Origin of the sequence: Burkholderia sp. AU18528, assembly GCF_002223215.2 — a bacterium.
GTDB classification, from domain to species: domain Bacteria; phylum Pseudomonadota; class Gammaproteobacteria; order Burkholderiales; family Burkholderiaceae; genus Burkholderia; species Burkholderia semiarida.
In genome coordinates this window covers 1,091,056-1,109,200 of the sequence record NZ_NKFC02000006.1, presented here as the reverse complement: position 1 = coordinate 1,109,200, position 18,145 = coordinate 1,091,056, and the positions used below count along the sequence as shown (strand labels likewise).

Genomic DNA, 18,145 nt, shown 5'->3' with positions numbered 1-18,145 from the left:
TCGTGAATTCGGTTGTCGCTGCGGGCGAGCCGTGGCTCAGTCGACTTCGTTCAGTGCATCGGACAGCGCGTTGACCAGGTTGTCGATCTCGCGCTTCTCGGCGATGAACGGCGGCGCGAGCTGGATCGTGTCGCCGCCGTAGCGCACGTAGAAGCCCTTCGCCCAGCAGCGCATCGCGATTTCGTACGGGCGCCGTGCCGGCTCGCCCGGCAGCGCGGCGATCGTCAGGCCGGCCGCCAGCCCGTAGTTGCGGATGTCCGCGATGTGGCGCTGGCCCTTCAGCCCGTGCACGGCCGCCTCGAAATGCGGCGCGAGATCGCGCACGCGGGCCACCGCGTCTTCCTTCACCAGCAGGTCGAGCGCCGCGACGCCGGCCGCGCAGGCGACCGGGTGCGCCGAATACGTGTAGCCGTGCGGGAACTCGAGCATGTACTCGGGGCCGCCCGCGGCCATGAACGTGTCGTAGATCTCCTTCGTCGCGATCACGCCGCCGAGCGGCTGCGTGCCGTTCGTCACCTGCTTCGCGAAGTTCATGATGTCCGGCACCACGCCGAATGCGTCGGCGCCCGTCATCGCGCCGGCCCGGCCGAAGCCCGTGATCACCTCGTCGAAGATCAGCAGGATGTCGTGCGCGGTACAGATGTCGCGCAGGCGCTTCAGATAGCCCTTCGGCGGCACGACCACGCCCGCCGAACCGGAGAACGGCTCGACGATCACGGCCGCGATGTTCGATGCGTCGTGCAGCGCGATCAGCTCGAGCAGGCGGTCTGCCAGCTCGGCGCCGTGCTCCGGCATGCCGCGCGAGAACTTGTTCTCGGCCAGTTGCGTATGCGGCAGGAAATCGGCGTCGAGGCCCTGGCCGAACAGCTTGCGGTTTGGCCCGATCCCGCCGACCGAGATGCCGCCGAAGTTCACGCCGTGGTAACCCTTCTCGCGGCCGATCAGGCGCGTCTTCGTGCCCTTGCCTTTCGCGCGCCAGTACGCGCGGGCCAGCTTCAGCGACGTGTCGGCCGCTTCCGAGCCCGAGCCCGTGAAGAACACGTAGTCGAGGCCGGCCGGCGTGAGTTCCTTGATCTTGTTGGCGAGCTCGAACGATTTCGGATGGCCGAACTGGAAGGCCGGCGCGTAGTCGAGCTGCGCGACCTGGCGGCTCACGGCCTCGACGATTTCCGTGCGGCCGTGACCGAGGCCCGTGCACCAGAGGCCCGACAGGCCGTCGAAGATCTTGCGGCCTTCGGCGTCGGTGTAATACGCGCCCTTGCCCGACACGATCAGGCGCGGATCGGCCTTGAACTGGCGGTTGGCCGTGAACGGCATCCAGTGCGCATCGAGCCACGCGGCGTCGGTGCGGAGGTTGGTTTCGTCGTGCTGGGCGGTGGTGATGTCGGTCATGTCGGTCGGCGCGGCGCGCCCCTCCTCCTGGTAATGATGTTGCACATTGTCGGGACGCCAATTAGTCTTTTGAATATCGCAATATCAATGTTCACTTGCTCATCCATGCAAGCAAAGAAACCGAAGAGCCGCGCGCTGCTCGGGCAGCTCAGCGACATGGACCTGCGCCTGCTGCGAGTCTTCAAGGGCGTCGTGCAGTGCGGCGGGATGGCGGCGGCCGAGCTGGAACTGAATATCGGCATCTCGACGATCAGCCGGCACGTGAAGGATCTGGAAACGCGGCTCGGCCTCGTGCTGTGCCGGCGCGGCCGCGCGGGCTTCACGCTGACGCCCGAGGGGCAGACGGTGTACGAGGAAACGCTGCGGCTGCTGGCGTCGATGGAAGCATTTCGCAGCAGGATCGACGGTATTCATGACAGGATGGGCGGAGAACTGCACATCGCGGTGTTCGACAAGACGGCCACCAATCCGCATGCGCGCCTGGGCGACGCGATTCGCCAATTCGCGGACGAAGCGCCCGACGTCGCGCTGAACCTGCACGTCGCGTCGATCAACGAGGTCGAGCGCGGGATCATCGACGGCAGCTATCAGGTCGGGATCATTCCGGCGCACCGCAACTCGGGCAGCCTCGTGTATTCGTCGCTGTTCGACGAACGGATGCTGCTCTATTGCGGCCGCCAGCATCCGCTGTTCGACGCGCCGCACGGCAAGCTCACGTGGACGACGATCCGCAATCACGCATTCGCCGGGCTCGGTTTCCATTCGCCGAACATGGAACTGAGCCATCGCGCGAAGCTCACCCGCAGCGCGACCGCGTCGGACCAGGAATCGATCGCGACGCTGATCCTGTCCGGCCGCTATCTCGGCTTCCTGCCCGATCACTACGCGGAGAGTTTCGAAAACAAGGGGCTGATGCAGCCGGTCGCGCCGCACCGGTTCAATTACCAGTGCCGGTTCGTGAGCCTGCTGCGGCGCTCGCCGCGGCCGTCGCGGGCCGCGCTGCTGTTCCAGTCGTGCCTCGAAGCCGCGCATGCGGCGGTGCGGCCGGCGGCGTAGCGGTTTCCGGCTCGGTCAGGCCCCGTCGCCGCGCGGGCCCGGCCACGCCCGCCTGAGTGCGACGAAATGGGTCGCGACGCTCTGCGATAATGCCAACCTCTTTCCGTTTCCACGCCGCCTTCCGCCATGACGCAGCCGTCCGCCCCGCTCTCCACCAACCTGCCGCCGATCTCGTGCCTGCCCGGCGACGCGCTGCCGTGGCTGCCGATGAGCGCCGACCTGCCGGGGCTCGCGATCAAATACCTGCACATCAATGCGGCCGAGGACACGCTCACCGCGCTGCTGAAGATGCCGGCCGGCGGCACGCTGCCGCGCCACCGTCACGACGGCGAGGTGTTCGTCCATACGCTGCAGGGGGCGTGGCGCTACCGCGAATACGACTGGGTCGCGCGCGCCGGTTCGACGGTGCTCGAACCGGCCGGCTCGGTGCATACGCCGGAAACGCTCGGCGCGCCGGGTGAGGATGTGATCACGCTGAACGTGATGCGCGGCGACCTCGTGCTGCTCGACGACGACGGCCGCGAAACGGCGCGCGAGAACTGCCGCGTCGCGCTGCTGCGCCAGCGCAAGCATGCACGGACGGCGCCGGATGCGGCCACGGCGTTCGTGACGCGGTAACTACGCGACAAGACAGGCGACGTCGGCGCCGCGCGATCCGCGCGGCGGCGCCGCGGCCGATTACCCGAATGGCCGCCGGCCCGCTTCGCCGGCCACCCCGCTCGTTACCGAAACCGCCTGAAAAACCGCCGAATATCGTCGGCCAGCAGATCCGGCTCCTCCATCGCGGCGAAATGGCCGCCGCTCGGCATGTCGGTCCACTGCGCGACGTCGAACACACGTTCGAGCCAACTGCGCGGCGGGCGGCTGATCTCCTTCGGAAAACGCGCGAACGCGACCGGCGCCGCCACGCGTTGCCCGGCCGCAAACCGCATCGGCTGCAGCCGGTTTTCCCAATACATCTGCATCGACGAGCCGATGCAGCCCGTGAACCAGTACAGCGATATGCCCGTCAGCAGCGTGTCGTGCGAAAAACGCCGCGCGACGTCGCCGTCGCAATCGCTCCATGCACGGAATTTCTCGGCGATCCACGCGGCCAGCCCGAGCGGCGAATCGTTGAGCGCGACGGCCAGCGTCCGCGGCTTCGTCATGTGGACGTGCGCGTACCCGCCTTCGAGCGCCGCCCACTCGCCGCGCTGCGTCAGGAATGCCTGCTCGTCGTCGGTCAGCGGCCGCGTCGCGTCGATCGGCGGTTCGTAGTTGCCGGGCAGGTAGTTCAGATGGATGCCGTCGACCACGCCCTCATGCCGCGCGCCGAGCGCGACCGACACGCCCGCGCCCAGGTCGCCGCCCTGCGCGCCGAACCGTGGGTAGCCAAGGCCGGCCATCAATTCCGCCCAGCAGTCGGCGACCTGGCGCGCCGACGTGCCGGGCGCCGCCGGTGCGGGAGAAAACAGAAAGCCCGGCAGCGATGGTGCGACGACGTCGAATGCGTCGTCCGGATCGCCGCCGAACGCGGCCGGATCGCACAGGCGATCGATCAGCGCGTGGAATTCGAATGCGGAACCGGGCCAGCCGTGCGTGACGACGAGCGGATAGGGTTTCGGCCCCGTGCCGCGCCGATGCACGAAATGCACGCGCCGGCCGCCGACGTCCGCGATGAACTGCGGCAGCCGGTTCAGCGCACGTTCCGCCGCGCGCCAATCGAAGCCGTCGGCCCAGTACGCGGCCAGTTCGCGCAGCCACGTGCCGTCGACGCCCTGCTGCCAGGGCTCGGCCGGTGTGAGGTTCGGCGGGCGGCTGTCGCGCACGCGCCGACGCAGGTCGTCAAGGGCTTGATCGGGTATCGCAATATCGAACGGCTCGGCGCGCATCGTGTCTCCTCGCGAAACATGTCGACGCGATTCTGCGCGCTTTTTCGGACCCGCGCTGGCGGCGGCCGCGTGCGTCAGCGCGTTTCCCGTTCGTCCGTGCGCGCGTCGCGCCGCAATGCCTGCGGCGGCACGCCGAACCCGCGCACGAACGCGTCGCGCATGTGCCGGCGGTCGCGAAAACCGTTCTCCTTGGCGATCACGTCGAGCGGATGGCGGCTTTGCTCGATCATCAGCCGCGCCGATTCGAGCCGCAGCCGCTCGATCGCCTTCGCGGGCGACTGCCCGGTTTCGAGCGTAAACACGCGGCTGAACTGGCGCGGGCTCAGGTGCACGGCCTCGGCCAGCTCCTCGACCGTCAGTGCGCGGCCGAGATGCTGCCGCGCATAGTTCAGCGCGTTCTGGATCCGGTCGGATTTCGGCGCAAGCTCGAGCATTTCCGAATGCTGCGACTGGCCGCCGGCGCGGCGCTGATGCATCACCAGCTTGTGCGCGACCGAGCGCGCGGCGTCGGCGCCGAGATCCTTCTCCACCATCGCGAGCGCGAGATCGAGCCCGGCCGTCATCCCGGCCGACGTCCAGATCGGGCCGTCGACGATGAAGATCCGGTCGTCCTCGACGCGGATCTCCGGATAGTGCCGCTGCATGTCGCGGCCGAACGCCCAGTGCGTGGTCGCGCGGCGCTGCGCGAGCAGCCCGGCCTCGGCCAGCACGAACGCACCCGTACAGATGCCGGCGATCCGCCGCGCGTGCGCATGCGCGCGGCGCAGGTAGGCGACGACGCCGGCCGGCGCCGGCGCGGCGAGCGGATCGTTGACGCCCGCGACGATCCACGTATCGACGCCGAGCCGCCCGCGCAGCGCGCGCGTGGCGACCGGCAGCCCGAGCGACGAGCGCACGTCGCCGCCGTCGACCGAATAGTTGTCCATCGCGTAGAACGGCGCGTCCATCCCGATGTTCGCGTACTCGAACACCGACTGCGCGGCGAGCGCCATGATCTGGAAACCGTCGCTGATCAAGAAGCCGATTCGGTGCATATGCGCTCTCCGATCGTGTGCCGATTGGCCCGATGTCCGAAATCATACCCATCTACGTCATTTATGTCGCGGCGCGTCGAGGCCAGAATGCGTTCACGCCATCCGGCCACCCTCATCGAAACGGAGCACATCATGACGCAAGCACATCGTGGTACCGCCCTCATCACCGGCGCGTCGTCGGGCATCGGCGCAGTGTACGCGGACCGCCTCGCGCGCCGCGGCTACGACCTGATCCTGGTCGCGCGCAACCGCGACCGGCTGAACGCCCTCGCCGAGCGCATCACGAACGACACGCGGCGCAGCGTCGAGATCGTCGACGCGGACCTCAACGACCGCGCGGCGCTCGCCGCCGTCGAAGCGAAGCTGAAACAGGACGCGAGCATCACGCTGCTCGTGAACAACGCGGGCGTCGGCACGCACGCGCCGCTGCTCGACAGCGACGTCGACGCGATGACGCGGATGATCGACCTGAACGTGACCGCGCTCACGCGGCTGACCTATGCGGCCGTGCCCGGCTTCGTCGCACGCGGCCGCGGCGCGGTGATCAACATTTCGTCGATCGTCGCGATCTCGCCGGAAACGCTGAACGGCGTGTACGGCGGCAGCAAGGCGTTCGTGCTCGCGTTCAGCCAGTCGCTGCATCACGAACTCGCCGACCAGGGCGTGCAGGTGCAGGCCGTGCTGCCCGGCGCGACGGCCACCGATTTCTGGCAGACGGGCGGCCTGCCGCTCGAGCATCTGCCGAAGGAAATCGTAATGACCGCACAGGACATGGTCGATGCCGCCCTGGTCGGGTTCGATCGAGGCGAACTCGTGACGATCCCGTCGCTGCACGCGGGCGACGAATGGGAGGCGTACGAGGCCGCGCGCCGCACGATGGCGCGGCACCTGTCGGCCGATACGCCCGCGCCGCGTTACACCGTAGCGCGCTAGTTGCCGGAGGGGCCCGCGCCGCGCGGTGCGGCGCGCACGCCGAGCATCAGCGCCACGCCGCTCGCGACCAGCAGCGCGGCGAGCAGGTACACGGCGAGATCCATGCTGCCCGTGCGCGTGCGGATCATCCCGATCACCCACGGGCTGACGATGCCGCTCGTGATCCCGATGCTGCTGATCAGCGCGATCCCGGCCGCGGCCGCGTTGCCGGACAGGTAGCGGGTCGGCACGGCCCAGAAGATCGGCAGCGCGGCGAAGATCAGCGTCGCCGCGATCGACAGGCACGCGAGCATCGCAGCGAAGCTGTGCAGGTGCAGCGTCAGCGCCGCGAGTGCGAGGCCGCCGCCGATCGTGCAGCACGCGAAGTGCTTGCGGCGCTCGCCGGTGCGGTCCGAGCGGCGCGCGATCAGCACCAGCCCCACGGCGCCCACCGCATTCGGCACGACCGTGTAGAGGCTCACGGCGACGACGTCGGTCACGCCGAAGTCGCGGATCATCAGCGGCATCCAGAAGTTGAGCGTCAGCGACGCGCAGGTCAGCGAGAAATAGATGAACGCGAACAGGTACACGCGCGGGTTCGCGAGCGCGGCCATCACGCCGCGCCCGTCGTGCGCGCTGCCGGGTGTGCTGCCGTGGCCGTGTACGCGGCCTTCGGCGCACAGCGTGGCGACGCGCGCCTTTTCGTCGGCCGTGAGCCACGTGGCGTCCCGCGGCCGGTCGACGAGCAACGTGAACGCGGCGAACGCGAGCAGGATCGCCGGCGCGCCTTCGATCGCGAACATCCACTGCCAGCCGTGCAGCCCGAGCACGCCGCTCATGTCGCGCATGATCCACCCGGACAACAGCCCGCCAAGCACGCCGGCCACCGCGACGCCCGCGAAGAACACCGAGATCGCCGCCGCCCGCCGGTTCGCGGGAAACCAGTAGGTCAGGTACAGCACGATGCCGGGGAAGAAGCCGGCCTCGAACACGCCGAGCAGGAAGCGCAGCACGTAGAAATGCGACGGCTGCGATACGAACATCATCCCGGTCGACGCGAGGCCCCACAGCAGCATGATCCGCGTGAACGTGCGGCGCGCGCCGAACCGCGCGAGCAGCATGTTGCTCGGCACTTCGCAGAACACGTAGCCGACGTAGAACACCGCGGCGCCGAGGCCGTACATCGCATCGCTGAAGCCGAGGTCGTGCTTCATCTGCAACTGCGCGAAGCCGATGTTGATGCGGTCGAGAAACGACACGACGTAGCAGAGGAACAGGAACGGAACGATCCGCCACGCGATCTTGCGGAACAGCAGCGCGTCGCCGATTGCGGAGTCGGATACGGAAGCCGAAGCGCTCGCGTGCGCGAGCGTCGCTTCGGCGGGAAGCGATTGGGGCATGTCTCTCTCCAAACGGGCCGCGCGATGTCGAGCGCGCGGCAGTCTCCGAGGGCGTGCGTGCGCCCTGCTTTCTTGTGAGACCGGATACGGCCGCCGGCTCCGCGGCGCGATGCCGCCGCGAATGCCGCAACCGTCAGGGAAACGGCGGCGCGGTCATCTGAACACCGCGCCGCCGCCTTGAGCGATTCACTCCTGGAGCGCGGCCCACATCTCCTTGTCGCGCTGCGCGGTCCAGATGCGCGGATGCGTGATGCCGCTCGCTTCGTCGAACGCGCGCGACACGTCGAACGGCAGACAGTGCTCGTAGATGAACACGTGGCCGAACTTCGGGTCCATCGCCTCGCGCGTGAGCGCCATCGCCGCCTTCAGGTCGAGATTGCGCTCGACGGCCTTGCGGCCCTGCGCGAGCAGCGTCGTGACGAAATCCTTCGTGTAGTCGAGGCCCTTGTTCACTTCGGCCGGATTCAGCAGCGCGGGGCCGCGGCCCGGCACGAGTTTCTCGGCGCCGAGCGCGCGCAGCGCCTCGAGCGTGGCCGGCCACTGTTCGAGCTGCGCGTCGCCGCAATAGCACGCGGCGTCGTATTCGACGAGGTCGCCGGAGAACAGCACCTTCTGCGACGGCAGCCACACGATCGTGTCGCCCTTCGTGTGGCCCGAGCCGACGTGCATGATCTTCACTTCGAGCTTGCCGAGAAACAGCGTGATCTCGCGCTCGAACACGAGCGTCGGCCACGTCAGCCCCGGCACCGTCTCGACGCCGGCGAACAGGCGCGGGAAGCGCTCGATCTCCGACTTCATGTCGGCCTCGCCGCGCTCGACGATCATCTCGTACGTGCCGCGGCTCGCGATCACGTGCTGCGCGCCTTCGGCGAAATACGCGGACGCGCCGAGCACGCGCACCGCGTGGTAATGCGACAGCACCACGTGCTTGATCGGCTTGTCGGTCACGCTGCGGATCCTCGCGATCAGGTCCTGCGCCATCGCGGGCGTCGCGGTCGTGTCGACGATCAGCACGCTGTCGTCGCCGATGATCACGCCGGAGTTCGGATCGCCTTCGGCTGTGTACGCGTACGCGTTCTCGGACAGCTGCGTCCAGGTGACTTTCTTCTCTTCCAGATCGGCTTGGGAGGCGAATGCTTTGGCCATTGTGCGTTCCGTGGCTGCGAGCCATGTGTTGAGGGGAATGAGCGGATCATCTGCCCGCATCGAATATTTGTCAATGGCAAATGAGCTTGCTATTGTCTAATACGGGTAAACCTGCGGGCTGGTGCCGAAAACGGCGTCGGATACCATGCGGGGTTTCGTCAACGGAAGAATCATCGCGTGCAGAACCACGAAGTCAGCGCGGACGATGCGCCGCCCAAGGCGCAGCGCGGCATCCAGAGTGTCGAGGTCGGCGGCCGGCTGCTCGACGCGCTCGCGCGCCGGCGCAAGCCGCTCGGGCTGTCGGAGCTGGCCGCGGCGGCCGACCTCTCCACCGCGCAGGCGCACACCTATCTCGTGAGCCTGACGCGGCTCGCGCTCGTGAAACGCGACGCGATCACCGGCAACTACGAGCCCGGCCCGCTGTCGCTGCGGCTCGGGCTGATGTCGATCGAGCGCCAGCCGGCCTATCGCGCGACGCTGCCGCATGCGGTGCGGCTCGCGGAAACGGTCGGCCTGAGCGTCGCGTTGTCGGTGCCGGGCGTGCTCGGCCCGACGATCGTGCGCATCGAGCACGGCGGCTATCCGTTGCACGTGAACCTGCACGTCGGTTCGGTGATGTCGCTCGACACGACGGCAACCGGCCGCGTGTTCCGCGCGTTCGGCGACGCCGCGCAACTCGACGCGATGGCGGCCAGCCAGGCCGGCGCGGGCGATACGCTCGCCGGCGCCGAACGCGAGCCGGCCGCGCCGGACGCCGATGCGCGGCACGTCGAACTCGACGCGCTCCGCGCGCGCGGCATCGACCGCAGCATCGACCGGCCCAGCCCCGGCGTCAGCGGGATGTGCGTGCCTGTTTTCGATGCACACGGGCGCCTGCAACTCGCGTTGACGGTGATCGGTTCGACGGGATCGATCGATGTCGACTGGAACGGGCCGATCGCGGCGGCCTTGCGCGACGCGGCGCGTCAGGCGACCGCGTCGCTCGGCGCGGTGGATGCGGAACCGACGCCCGCGCCGGCGTTGGCCGCAGCGCGCGTGCCGCCCGCGCTCGCCGACGACGCGAAAGCGCAACGCGGGATCAATGCCCTCGACAGCACCGGCGACTTGCTGCTCGCGCTGGTCTCGGCGGGCCGCGCGCTGCCGCTGCGCGATCTCGCGACGGCGGCCGGCATGCCAGCCGCGAAGGCGTTTCCGCATCTCGTCAGCCTGCAGAAGATCGGCCTGTTGAGCCGCGACGACGCCGGCTGCTTCGACGGCGGCCCGCTCGCGCAGGCGCTCGGCCTGATCGCGATGCAGCGCGTATCGCCGACGCGCGACGCGGAAGCCGAGATCGTCGCGCTCGCCGGCGCGACCGACATGAGCGTGGCCGCCGCGACGCTCGGGCCGCTCGGGCCGACCGTGATCCGGCTCGAGGAATCGGCGCGGCCGCAGCACGTGAGCCTGCAGGTCGGCACCGTGATGTCGCTCGTCAATACGGCGATCGGGCGGATTTTCGCGTCCGGCATGTCCGACGACGTGCTGGCCGATCTGCTCGCCAACGAGCCCGTGCGCCTCGCCGGCGCGTCCGCCGCACCCGACGACGCGGCGTTCCGCGCACGGCTCGCGGCGATCCGCGCGGACGAACTCGATTTCGCGTTCGACGCGCCGGTGCCGGGCATCGGGACGATCGCCGCGCCCGTGTTCGATCACACGGGCAGCATCCGGCTCGTGATCGCGATCATCGGCGCGTCGCGCGGCTTCCCGCGCGGGCCCGACAGCGAGCTGGCGCAGACGCTGCGGGCCGCGACGCGGCGGCTGTCGTGGCGCTTCGGGTGGATCGGCCGGTAATCGCCCCTTTTCCCGAACGTACGCTCGAATCCCTTTCTTTCGCCCCGTGAGGCCGTGCCGGCACGGCCTCGTCACGCCTATCCGATACGCCCGGGCAGCCGATATTCATGTTGCGCAGCAGCAACATAAACTGTCAGAAATTCTCATATAACGAAATCGAATTTCACAAGGCGGTGACGTTTCGCTATGATTAGGGTTATCCCTAACTCGCCACCTATATGGGGCTTCGTCATGCAAACGTCTAATGTCTCCGATCGTTCCACCCAATCCACTGGCTGGCTCGCACGCGTTGGCGAGCTGCTGGCAGAGGCCTGGGCGCTGCACCTCGAGAACTGCGAAGTCATCGCTGAAGCACACGCGCGCCTGCCGCGCTGAGCGGGCAGCCGGATTGCCGGCCGCCGGAGCGCCGGCCGCCTGATTCGCTTGCGCTGACGCACGCCGGCAGCGGCTGTTGCCGCGCCGGTCGTGTAGCAAGAGGCCGGGCGCGCCCTGCCGAACACGCTCACCGCGCGGCGAGCGTTTCGAGATCGTCTTGAGAGGCCGTGTTTCAGGCCGATACCGGCGCCGATTCATCCGTTATCGGCGCGGATTGGTGTAAACCGGTCGCTTCGGCGAGAAACCATTCCCCGCCGGCGCGCGATTGTGCCCGGCCATCGCGGACGGAAGATTCATCCGTTTTCGTGTATCCGCGGGCCCTTTCCCCGGCGAGCCTTCCCTGTCGGCCCTGCGCCGGTTTCCTCCGCGCAAGCGCCGCGCCGCATCGCCGCCCGCCGCGACGACGGCCTCGCCAGCAATTCCCCGTCACACCTGAATCGAAGGCACGTCCTTCATGCACCGCAGCGCGAACATCGAGCGGCTATGCCGGATGCTCGAAATCCGGTACAGCTTTTCCCGCAGAAAGCGTTCGTAGCCGGCCGTGCCGTCCACCGCCACCTTGATCCAGTAGTCGTATTCGCCCGACACGAGATACGCCTCGAGCACCTCCGGCAGCGCCGCCAGTTCGGCGCCGAAGCGCGCCAGCGCGTCGTCCTCGTGGCGATCGAGCGTGACTTCGAGGATCACGATGTCCGCGTAGCCGAGCTTGCGCTGGTTGACCAGCGCGACATAGCCGTCGATATAGCCGTCGAGTTCGAGTTGCCGCGTGCGGTTCCAGCAGGCGGTGGTCGACATGCCGATCTGTTCGGCGAGTTCGGCATTCGACAGGCGCGCATTTTTCTGCAATGCACCCAGGATCTTGCGGTCCTGATTGTCGAGCGTTTTCGGCGTGCGTTCGCGGGTAGCCATGACGAGAAGAATCTTCTACTGAAAAACCCGATTCTATCTGAACGCCATTCCGGTTTCAGCGCCGTTTTGCTGGAAAACAGGAAGCCTCTTAACCGGGCCGCTTGATACATTTTCTCCATGCCTGCTGCCCGGCACGCTCCCCGCGATCACCCGTCGCAGCGGGACGCACGGCCGCAATCACGAGTTGCGGCGCCGGCCGGCAGGCATGCGATTCCCCGCCGCCCGCACGCCTATCCGACCGCGTGCGGGGCCGGTGCCTGCTTCCCCGTTCCTGCCCGTCCGTCATGTCGTTCAAGCTTTATCTGTCGTTCCTTGCTGCTTCCGTCGTCCTCATCTACGCGCCCGGCCCCGTCAACCTGCTCACGATGAATCAGGCGCTGCGCACCGGCTGGCGCCGCGCGCTGCCGTGCGTCTGGGGCGGCACGCTCGCCGTGCTGCTGCAACTCGCGCTGACCGCGCTGTGCCTGAATTCGCTGGTCCACCTCGACGAACATGCGCTGACCGTGCTGCGCTGGGCCGGCGCCGCATATCTCGTCTGGCTCGGCGGCAAGCAATGGCTGAGCCGCACGCCGGCCGGCGCAGCCGCGGCACCGGCCGACACCGGCGCCGCAACGGCAAGCGCCGCGCCGGACACCGACAGCGGGCGCGCGCTGTTCTGGCGCGGCGTCGCGACTTCCGGGCTGAACCCGAAGACGCTGCTGTTCTTTCCGTCGTTCTTTCCGCAGTTCATCAGCCCGAACGCCGACTGGAGCCTGAACCTTCAATACCTGCTGCTCGCCGCGACGTTCGCGCTGCTGTTCGCGGGCGGCGTCGCGTCGATGGCGCTGTTCTCGCACCGGCTGAGCCGCGCGTTGCAGCGGCCGGCGCGGATGCGCGCGATGAACCGCGTGACGGGCGGGCTGCTCGTCGGGATGGGCGCGATCATGGTCGGCTGGAACTGAGAACCGCCGACGCGTTCGTTTCCACGCGACCGCGACACCCCGCACCGGCGGCGACGCCGCCAGTACAATCGCGCGATGTCCGAATTGCTCACTTACGGCGGCCTGTTCGCCGTGTCGATGGTCGCCGCGACCCTGTTTCCCCTCCAGTCCGAAGCCGTGCTCGCCGGCCTGCTGCTCGCCGGGCGCGAACCCGTATGGGCGCTGGTGCTGGTCGCGAGCATCGGCAATGTCGCCGGCTCGGCGATCAACTGGGCGCTCGGGCGCGGCATCGAGCACTTCCGCGAGCGCCGCTGGTTTCCGGTCAAGCCGTCCGCGCTCGCGCGCGCCGAGCGCTGGTATGCACGCTACGGCCGCTGGTCGCTGCTGCTGAGCTGGGCGCCGGTGATCGGCGATCCGCTGACGATGATCGCCGGCGTGCTGCGCGAGCCGCTGCCGACCTTTCTCGTCATCGTGACGATCGCGAAGGTCGGCCGCTATCTGGCCGTCGCGTGGGTCGTCACGCACTGATCTCCGCCTCCCCCTCTCCTGCCTGCGGGCCCGTGATCCGCGACGCCCGCTAAAGATTTCGCGAAAGTTGCCGTATTAACGGGTCCACAAGCGGTGACGCGTGCGTTCCGCCTCCTCTCACTCCCACTCAGGATGTCTCATGAGAATGACCCAATCGGGCCGAGTGAGCGTCGGCGCGCGTCTGGCCGCGCTGGCGTGCGCGCTCGTCGCCCTGCTGTTTACCGTGTTCGCGTGGACGCTCGCCCATTTCGCCGGCCAGCAGCTCGCCGACGAAGCGCATCAGCGGATCGACGACAAGGAGCAGTCGATCCGCGCGATGGTCGACCTGTTCGACAAGGCACTGAGCGCCGAAGCCAACCGCTCGATGTCGTTGTTCGCGAGCTTCCTGCCGGCCGATTTCTCGCTCGACCCGGCGCGCACCGTCGATATCGGCGGCGTCGCCGCGCCGACGCTGCTCGCGGGTGGCCAGCCGCTCGACCTCGACTACTCGATTCCCGACCAGTTCCTGAAGAAAAGCGGCGCGATCGCGACGATCTTCGCGCGCGACGGCGACGATTTCGTGCGCATCACGACGTCGCTGAAGAAGCAGGACGGCGCGCGCGCCGTCGGCACGAAGCTCGACCGCGCCGGCCCCGCATATGCGCCGCTCGTCGCCGGGCGCAGCTACACGGGCCTCGCGAAGCTGTTCGGCCGGCCGTACATCACGCAGTACAAGCCGGTGACCGACGTAAGCGGCCGCGTGATCGGCGCGCTGTTCGTCGGCCTCGACATCGGCGCCGAGCTCAAGCTCGTCGAAGACGGCATCCGCGCGCTGAAGATCGGCGACAACGGCTACTACTTCGTGCTCGACGCATCGCAGGGGCCGTCGCGCGGCACCTTCGTCGTGCATCCCGACGCGGCGGGCCAACGGGCCGACGACACGCGCGCGCCCTACGCGCAGATGCTCGCGGCGGCCCAGGGCCGGCTCGCGTACACGTCGACCGACCCGGCCGCGCACGACGCCGGGCCGACCGCGAAATTCGTATCCTTCACGACGATTCCGCAGTGGCAATGGCTCGTCGGCGGCATCGCGCTCGACGACGAACTGCTCGCCACGATGCGCGCCACCCGCAACCGCTTCCTGATGATCGGCGCCGCGCTCGTCGCGGCGTTCGCGATGCTGTTCGTCATCGTCGTGCGACGCGTCGTGAGCCGGCCGCTGGAAGCCGCCGCCCGCGCGTCCGAGCGCTATGCGGCGGGCGATCTCAGCGTGCGCATCCGCGACGGCGCGGCCGCGCACGGCAGCGCGGGCAACGACGAGATCGGCCGGCTCGTGCAGGCGGTCGACGGGATCGGCGACGGCCTCGCGCGAATCGTCGCGCAGGTGCGCAACGGCGCGGCCGACATCGCGCACGGCACGGTCGGCATCGCGGCCGGCAGCAGCGACATCGCCGCGCGAATCGCGACGCAGGCGAGCAGCGTCGAGCAGACGGCCGCGAGCATGGAGCAGATCACCGCCGCCGTGCAGCAGAGCGCCGAGCATGCGGCGCAAGCCAACGCGCTGGTCGCGGACGCATCGGCCGCCGCGACGAACGGCGACGCCGCGGTGCAGCGCGTGGTCGCGACGATGGACGACATCGGCCGCGCGACGCGCCGGATCGCGGAGATCACCGGCGCGATCGAAGGCATCGCGTTCCAGACCAACATCCTCGCGCTGAACGCGGCCGTCGAGGCCGCCCGCGCCGGCGAGCACGGCAAGGGCTTCGCGGTGGTCGCGGCCGAGGTGCGCGCGCTCGCGCAGCGCAGCGCGGCCGCGGTCAAGGAGATCGACGCGCTGAGCGCCGAATCGTCGACGACCGTCGAACAGGGTTACCGGATCGCGGACGCCGCGCGCGGCACGATGCGCGACATCGTCGCGCGGGTCGACCAGGTGCGCACGCTGATCGGCGAGATCAGCGCCGCGTCGCGCGAGCAATCGACCGGCATCGAGCAGGTGAACCTGGCCGTCACGCAGATCGGCGAAGCGACGCAGCAGAATGCGACGCTGATTTCGGATGCCGAGCGCGCGGCCGTCGCGCTGCGCGAGCAGGCCGCGCAACTGTCGGACGCCGTCAGCGTGTTCCGGCTCGAACGCGGCGCGTGACCGACGCCCGATGATCGGCCACGGCCGGGTGCGCTGCCTACTTCTTGTCGCCCGCCAGGTCGATCGCCGTGTTCGAGCCGACCGCGTGACGCAACTGGAACTTCTGGATCTTGCCGGTCGAGGTCTTCGGCAGCTCGCCGAAGCGCACGGCCTTCGGCACCTTGAAGCCCGCGAGCAGTTGCCGGCAGTGCGCGACGATTTCCGCCTCGGTCGCGCTCGCGCCTTCGCGCAGCTCGACGAACGCGCACGGCACCTCGCCCCATTTCGGGTCGGGCATCGCGACGACGGCCGCCACGGCCACGGCCGGATGCCGGTACAGCGCGTCCTCGACCTCGATGCTCGAGATGTTCTCTCCGCCCGAGATGATGATGTCCTTCTTGCGATCCTTGATCCGGATATAGCCGTCCGGCATCAGCACCGCGAGATCGCCGGTATGGAACCAGCCGCCGTGGAACGCCTCGTCGGTCGCCTTCGGGTTCTTCAGGTAGCCCTTCATGCAGATGTTGCCGCGGAACATGATCTCGCCGAGCGTCTCGCCGTCGGGCGGCACCGGCGTCATCGTGTCGGGGTCGAGCACCGTCGCGCCCGCTTCGAGGTGGTAGCGCACGCCCTGGCGCGCATTGAGCCGTGCGCGTTCCTCGTCGGGCAGCGCATCCCAGTGCGCCTGCTTCGCGCAGACGGTCGCCGGGCCGTAGACCTCGGTCAGCCCGTACACGTGCAGCAGGTCGAAGCCGATCTCCTTCATCTTGGCGATCACGGCCGGCGCGGGCGCCGCGCCCGCGACCATCGCGTGCACCGTGTGGTCGATGCCTTCGCGCAGCTCGGCCGGCGCGTTCGCGATCGCGCTCTGCACGATCGGCGCGCCGCAGTAATGCGTGACGCGCTCGCGGCGGATCGGGTCGAACACGGTCTTCGCGTCGAACTTGCGCAGGCACACGTTCACGCCCGCGCGCGCCGCGATGGCCCACGGAAAACACCAGCCGTTGCAGTGGAACATCGGCAGCGTCCACAGATACACCGCGTGCTTCGGCATGTCCCATTCGAGGATGTTGCTGATCGCCGCGAGATACGCGCCGCGATGGTGGTAGACGACGCCCTTCGGGTCGCCCGTCGTGCCGGACGTGTAGTTCAGCGCGATCGCCTCCCATTCGTCGGCGGGCGGCGTCCATGCATGGTCGGGGTCGCCGCCGGCCACGAACGCCTCGTAGTCGGTCGCGCCCGCGAAACGTTCGGGGTCGGCCGGCATCGCGTCGGCCACGCTGACGATCTTCAGGCCCGGCACCTCGAGCGCCGCGCGATGCGCGACCTCCGCATATTCGGTGTCGACGATCAGCACCTTCGCCTCGCCGTGACGCAGCATGAACAGCACCGACGATACGTCGAGCCGCGTGTTGATCGTGTTCAGCACGGCGCCGGCCATCGGCACGCCGAAGTGCGCCTCGACCATCGCCGGGATGTTCGGCAGCAGCGCCGCGACCGTGTCGCCGCGCCCGACGCCGGCCTGCGCGAGCGCGCTCGCCAGTTGCTTCGCGCGCGTGCAGGTTTCGCCCCACGTGCGCCGCACGTCGCCGTGCACGATCGCGAGGCGCTCGCCGTAGACTTCGGCCGCGCGGATCAGGAAATCGATCGGCGTGAGCGGTACGTAGTTGGCGTCGCGGCGGCCGAGCCCGGCCTCGAACATCTGCGTCATGATCCTGTCTCCCGTGTTCTGTCGACCGGGGCGCATGCACCCCGGATCGTTTTGATGTGGTTCAATTGCCGACAGCCTAACGGGCGCTATTGTGAGCCGTCTGTCATCGAAACGACAGAGTGCCGCGCGAGCGCTGCGCGTTATCCCTATCCTCGCAAACCCGCATCCATGCACGACCACCTCGACGCGGCCGCCGCCCCGGCCGACACGCTTCCCGAACCGGGCCCGTTGCCGCCGCTGGCGACGCTGTTCGGCCAGTGCGCGTGGTTCCGCACGCTGGCGCCCGAACACCAGGCGCTCGTGCTGGCCCAGTCGCACGTCGCGCAGTGCGACGCCGGCGACGTGATCGCGCACCGGCTCGCGCCGTCCGAATACTGGATCGGCGTCCATCGGGGGCTGCTGAAGCTTGCGATCTTCAACGTGTCGGGGCGCGGCTGCACGTTCTCCGGCGTGCCGTCGGGCGGCTGGTTCGGCGAAGGCAGCGTGATCAAGCGCGAGCTACGCAAATACGAGGTCGTCGCGATCCAGCGCTCGACCGTGCTGTTCGTGCCGGTCGACACGTTCCATGCGCTGCTCGACACGAGCCTGCCGTTCACGCGCTTCGTGATTCATCAGTTGAACAACCGGATGGGCGAATTCATCGCATCGATCCAGAACAGCCGGCTGCTCGACGTCGACGCGCGCGTCGCGCAGGCGCTCGCGCAGCTCTTCAACCCCGCGCTGTATCCGGATACCGGCCCGTCGCTGTCGATCTCGCAGGAGGAACTGGGGATGCTGGTCGGCGTGTCGCGCCAGCGGATCAACCAGGCGCTGCAGCAGCTCGAGAAGCTCGGCGCGCTGCGGCTCGCGTACAACCAGATCGACGTCGTCGATCTCGATGCGCTCGCGCGTTTCGGCATGGAGCAGCTGTGAGCGCCGCCCGATGCGCGGAACCGTCGCCATCGCGGCCACGCATTCCGCCTG

General features: G+C 68.7%; 15 protein-coding genes. 8 read left to right on the top strand and 7 right to left on the bottom strand.

What is annotated here, in order from left to right; genetic code table 11:
• Nucleotides 1–36 precede the first annotated feature (36 nt).
• Complete coding sequence (locus CFB52_RS21850) at nucleotides 37–1,392, bottom strand: aspartate aminotransferase family protein (protein ID WP_059574671.1); 1,356 nt, start codon at nucleotides 1,390–1,392, stop codon at nucleotides 37–39.
• 105 nt (nucleotides 1,393–1,497) lie between these two features.
• On the opposite strand from CFB52_RS21850, the gene CFB52_RS21845 reads away from it, so the two are divergent.
• Together CFB52_RS21845 and CFB52_RS21840 are read left to right on the top strand one after the other, a co-directional pair.
• Nucleotides 1,498–2,448 (top strand): LysR family transcriptional regulator, encoded by a 951-nt coding sequence (locus CFB52_RS21845; RefSeq protein ID WP_059574482.1) that lies wholly within the window; start codon nucleotides 1,498–1,500, stop codon nucleotides 2,446–2,448.
• Nucleotides 2,449–2,574: 126 nt separating this feature from the next.
• The gene (locus tag CFB52_RS21840; protein ID WP_099317412.1) at nucleotides 2,575–3,066 is read left to right on the top strand and encodes a 2,4'-dihydroxyacetophenone dioxygenase family protein; all 492 of its coding nucleotides are present in this window, start codon (nucleotides 2,575–2,577) and stop codon (nucleotides 3,064–3,066) included.
• Nucleotides 3,067–3,170: 104 nt separating this feature from the next.
• On the opposite strand, the gene CFB52_RS21835 is transcribed toward CFB52_RS21840, so the two are convergent.
• Both CFB52_RS21835 and CFB52_RS21830 read right to left on the bottom strand, forming a co-directional pair.
• A complete protein-coding gene (locus tag CFB52_RS21835; protein ID WP_099317411.1) occupies nucleotides 3,171–4,319 on the bottom strand; it encodes an epoxide hydrolase family protein in 1,149 nt (382 codons plus the stop codon).
• Between the two features lie 74 nt (nucleotides 4,320–4,393).
• Nucleotides 4,394–5,353, bottom strand: coding sequence for a GlxA family transcriptional regulator (locus CFB52_RS21830; RefSeq protein ID WP_099317410.1), 960 nt, complete (start codon nucleotides 5,351–5,353; stop codon nucleotides 4,394–4,396).
• Nucleotides 5,354–5,485: 132 nt separating this feature from the next.
• Here CFB52_RS21830 and CFB52_RS21825 point away from each other — a divergent pair, with 132 nt between their 5' ends.
• Nucleotides 5,486–6,286, top strand: coding sequence for an SDR family oxidoreductase (locus CFB52_RS21825; RefSeq protein ID WP_099317907.1), 801 nt, complete (start codon nucleotides 5,486–5,488; stop codon nucleotides 6,284–6,286).
• Here CFB52_RS21825 and CFB52_RS21820 read toward each other — a convergent pair.
• Nucleotides 6,283–7,665, bottom strand: a complete 1,383-nt coding sequence (locus CFB52_RS21820; RefSeq protein WP_099317409.1) for an MFS transporter — start codon at nucleotides 7,663–7,665, stop codon at nucleotides 6,283–6,285. The two genes, CFB52_RS21825 and CFB52_RS21820, sit on opposite strands and share 4 nt — an antisense overlap.
• Before the next feature lie 186 nt (nucleotides 7,666–7,851).
• Entirely contained in the window at nucleotides 7,852–8,811 is a 960-nt protein-coding gene (locus tag CFB52_RS21815; protein WP_059574490.1) for an MBL fold metallo-hydrolase, read from the bottom strand.
• A 177-nt stretch (nucleotides 8,812–8,988) separates the two neighbouring features.
• On the opposite strand from CFB52_RS21815, the gene CFB52_RS21810 reads away from it, so the two are divergent.
• Nucleotides 8,989–10,638, top strand: coding sequence for an IclR family transcriptional regulator (locus CFB52_RS21810; protein WP_099317408.1), 1,650 nt, complete (start codon nucleotides 8,989–8,991; stop codon nucleotides 10,636–10,638).
• An 801-nt stretch (nucleotides 10,639–11,439) separates the two neighbouring features.
• Here CFB52_RS21810 and CFB52_RS21800 read toward each other — a convergent pair.
• Nucleotides 11,440–11,922 carry an Lrp/AsnC family transcriptional regulator gene (locus CFB52_RS21800; protein WP_006479115.1) on the bottom strand — a complete coding sequence of 161 codons (483 nt, stop codon included), beginning with the start codon at nucleotides 11,920–11,922 and terminating at the stop codon, nucleotides 11,440–11,442.
• A 284-nt stretch (nucleotides 11,923–12,206) separates the two neighbouring features.
• On the opposite strand from CFB52_RS21800, the gene CFB52_RS21795 reads away from it, so the two are divergent.
• The 3 genes from CFB52_RS21795 (at nucleotide 12,207) to CFB52_RS21785 (ending at nucleotide 15,492) form a co-directional block, all read left to right on the top strand.
• The gene (locus CFB52_RS21795) at nucleotides 12,207–12,863 is read left to right on the top strand and encodes a LysE family translocator (protein WP_060967537.1); all 657 of its coding nucleotides are present in this window, start codon (nucleotides 12,207–12,209) and stop codon (nucleotides 12,861–12,863) included.
• 75 nt (nucleotides 12,864–12,938) lie between these two features.
• Nucleotides 12,939–13,370 (top strand): YqaA family protein, encoded by a 432-nt coding sequence (locus CFB52_RS21790; RefSeq protein ID WP_060311006.1) that lies wholly within the window; start codon nucleotides 12,939–12,941, stop codon nucleotides 13,368–13,370.
• Nucleotides 13,371–13,509: 139 nt separating this feature from the next.
• The gene (locus CFB52_RS21785; RefSeq protein WP_099317407.1) at nucleotides 13,510–15,492 is read left to right on the top strand and encodes a methyl-accepting chemotaxis protein; all 1,983 of its coding nucleotides are present in this window, start codon (nucleotides 13,510–13,512) and stop codon (nucleotides 15,490–15,492) included.
• A 37-nt stretch (nucleotides 15,493–15,529) separates the two neighbouring features.
• On the opposite strand, the gene CFB52_RS21780 is transcribed toward CFB52_RS21785, so the two are convergent.
• Nucleotides 15,530–17,182, bottom strand: a complete 1,653-nt coding sequence (locus tag CFB52_RS21780) for an acyl-CoA synthetase (protein ID WP_099317406.1) — start codon at nucleotides 17,180–17,182, stop codon at nucleotides 15,530–15,532.
• A gap of 168 nt (nucleotides 17,183–17,350) precedes the next feature.
• On the opposite strand from CFB52_RS21780, the gene CFB52_RS21775 reads away from it, so the two are divergent.
• Nucleotides 17,351–18,094: a Crp/Fnr family transcriptional regulator gene (locus CFB52_RS21775; protein ID WP_099317405.1), complete on the top strand. Its 744-nt coding sequence runs from the start codon at nucleotides 17,351–17,353 to the stop codon at nucleotides 18,092–18,094.
• Nucleotides 18,095–18,145: the final 51 nt, after the last annotated feature.

Bases quoted from the DNA above. Each gene is read 5' to 3' on its own strand.
- CFB52_RS21850 (WP_059574671.1), bottom strand. From the start codon at position 1,392: ATGACCGACATCACCACCGCCCAGCACGACGAAACCAACCTCCGCACC.
- CFB52_RS21845 (WP_059574482.1), top strand. From the start codon at position 1,498: ATGCAAGCAAAGAAACCGAAGAGCCGCGCGCTGCTCGGGCAGCTCAGC.
- CFB52_RS21840 (WP_099317412.1), top strand. From the start codon at position 2,575: ATGACGCAGCCGTCCGCCCCGCTCTCCACCAACCTGCCGCCGATCTCG.
- CFB52_RS21835 (WP_099317411.1), bottom strand. From the start codon at position 4,319: ATGCGCGCCGAGCCGTTCGATATTGCGATACCCGATCAAGCCCTTGAC.
- CFB52_RS21830 (WP_099317410.1), bottom strand. From the start codon at position 5,353: ATGCACCGAATCGGCTTCTTGATCAGCGACGGTTTCCAGATCATGGCG.
- CFB52_RS21825 (WP_099317907.1), top strand. From the start codon at position 5,486: ATGACGCAAGCACATCGTGGTACCGCCCTCATCACCGGCGCGTCGTCG.
- CFB52_RS21820 (WP_099317409.1), bottom strand. From the start codon at position 7,665: ATGCCCCAATCGCTTCCCGCCGAAGCGACGCTCGCGCACGCGAGCGCT.
- CFB52_RS21815 (WP_059574490.1), bottom strand. From the start codon at position 8,811: ATGGCCAAAGCATTCGCCTCCCAAGCCGATCTGGAAGAGAAGAAAGTC.
- CFB52_RS21800 (WP_006479115.1), bottom strand. From the start codon at position 11,922: ATGGCTACCCGCGAACGCACGCCGAAAACGCTCGACAATCAGGACCGC.
- CFB52_RS21795 (WP_060967537.1), top strand. From the start codon at position 12,207: ATGTCGTTCAAGCTTTATCTGTCGTTCCTTGCTGCTTCCGTCGTCCTC.
- CFB52_RS21790 (WP_060311006.1), top strand. From the start codon at position 12,939: ATGTCCGAATTGCTCACTTACGGCGGCCTGTTCGCCGTGTCGATGGTC.
- CFB52_RS21785 (WP_099317407.1), top strand. From the start codon at position 13,510: ATGAGAATGACCCAATCGGGCCGAGTGAGCGTCGGCGCGCGTCTGGCC.
- CFB52_RS21780 (WP_099317406.1), bottom strand. From the start codon at position 17,182: ATGACGCAGATGTTCGAGGCCGGGCTCGGCCGCCGCGACGCCAACTAC.
- CFB52_RS21775 (WP_099317405.1), top strand. From the start codon at position 17,351: ATGCACGACCACCTCGACGCGGCCGCCGCCCCGGCCGACACGCTTCCC.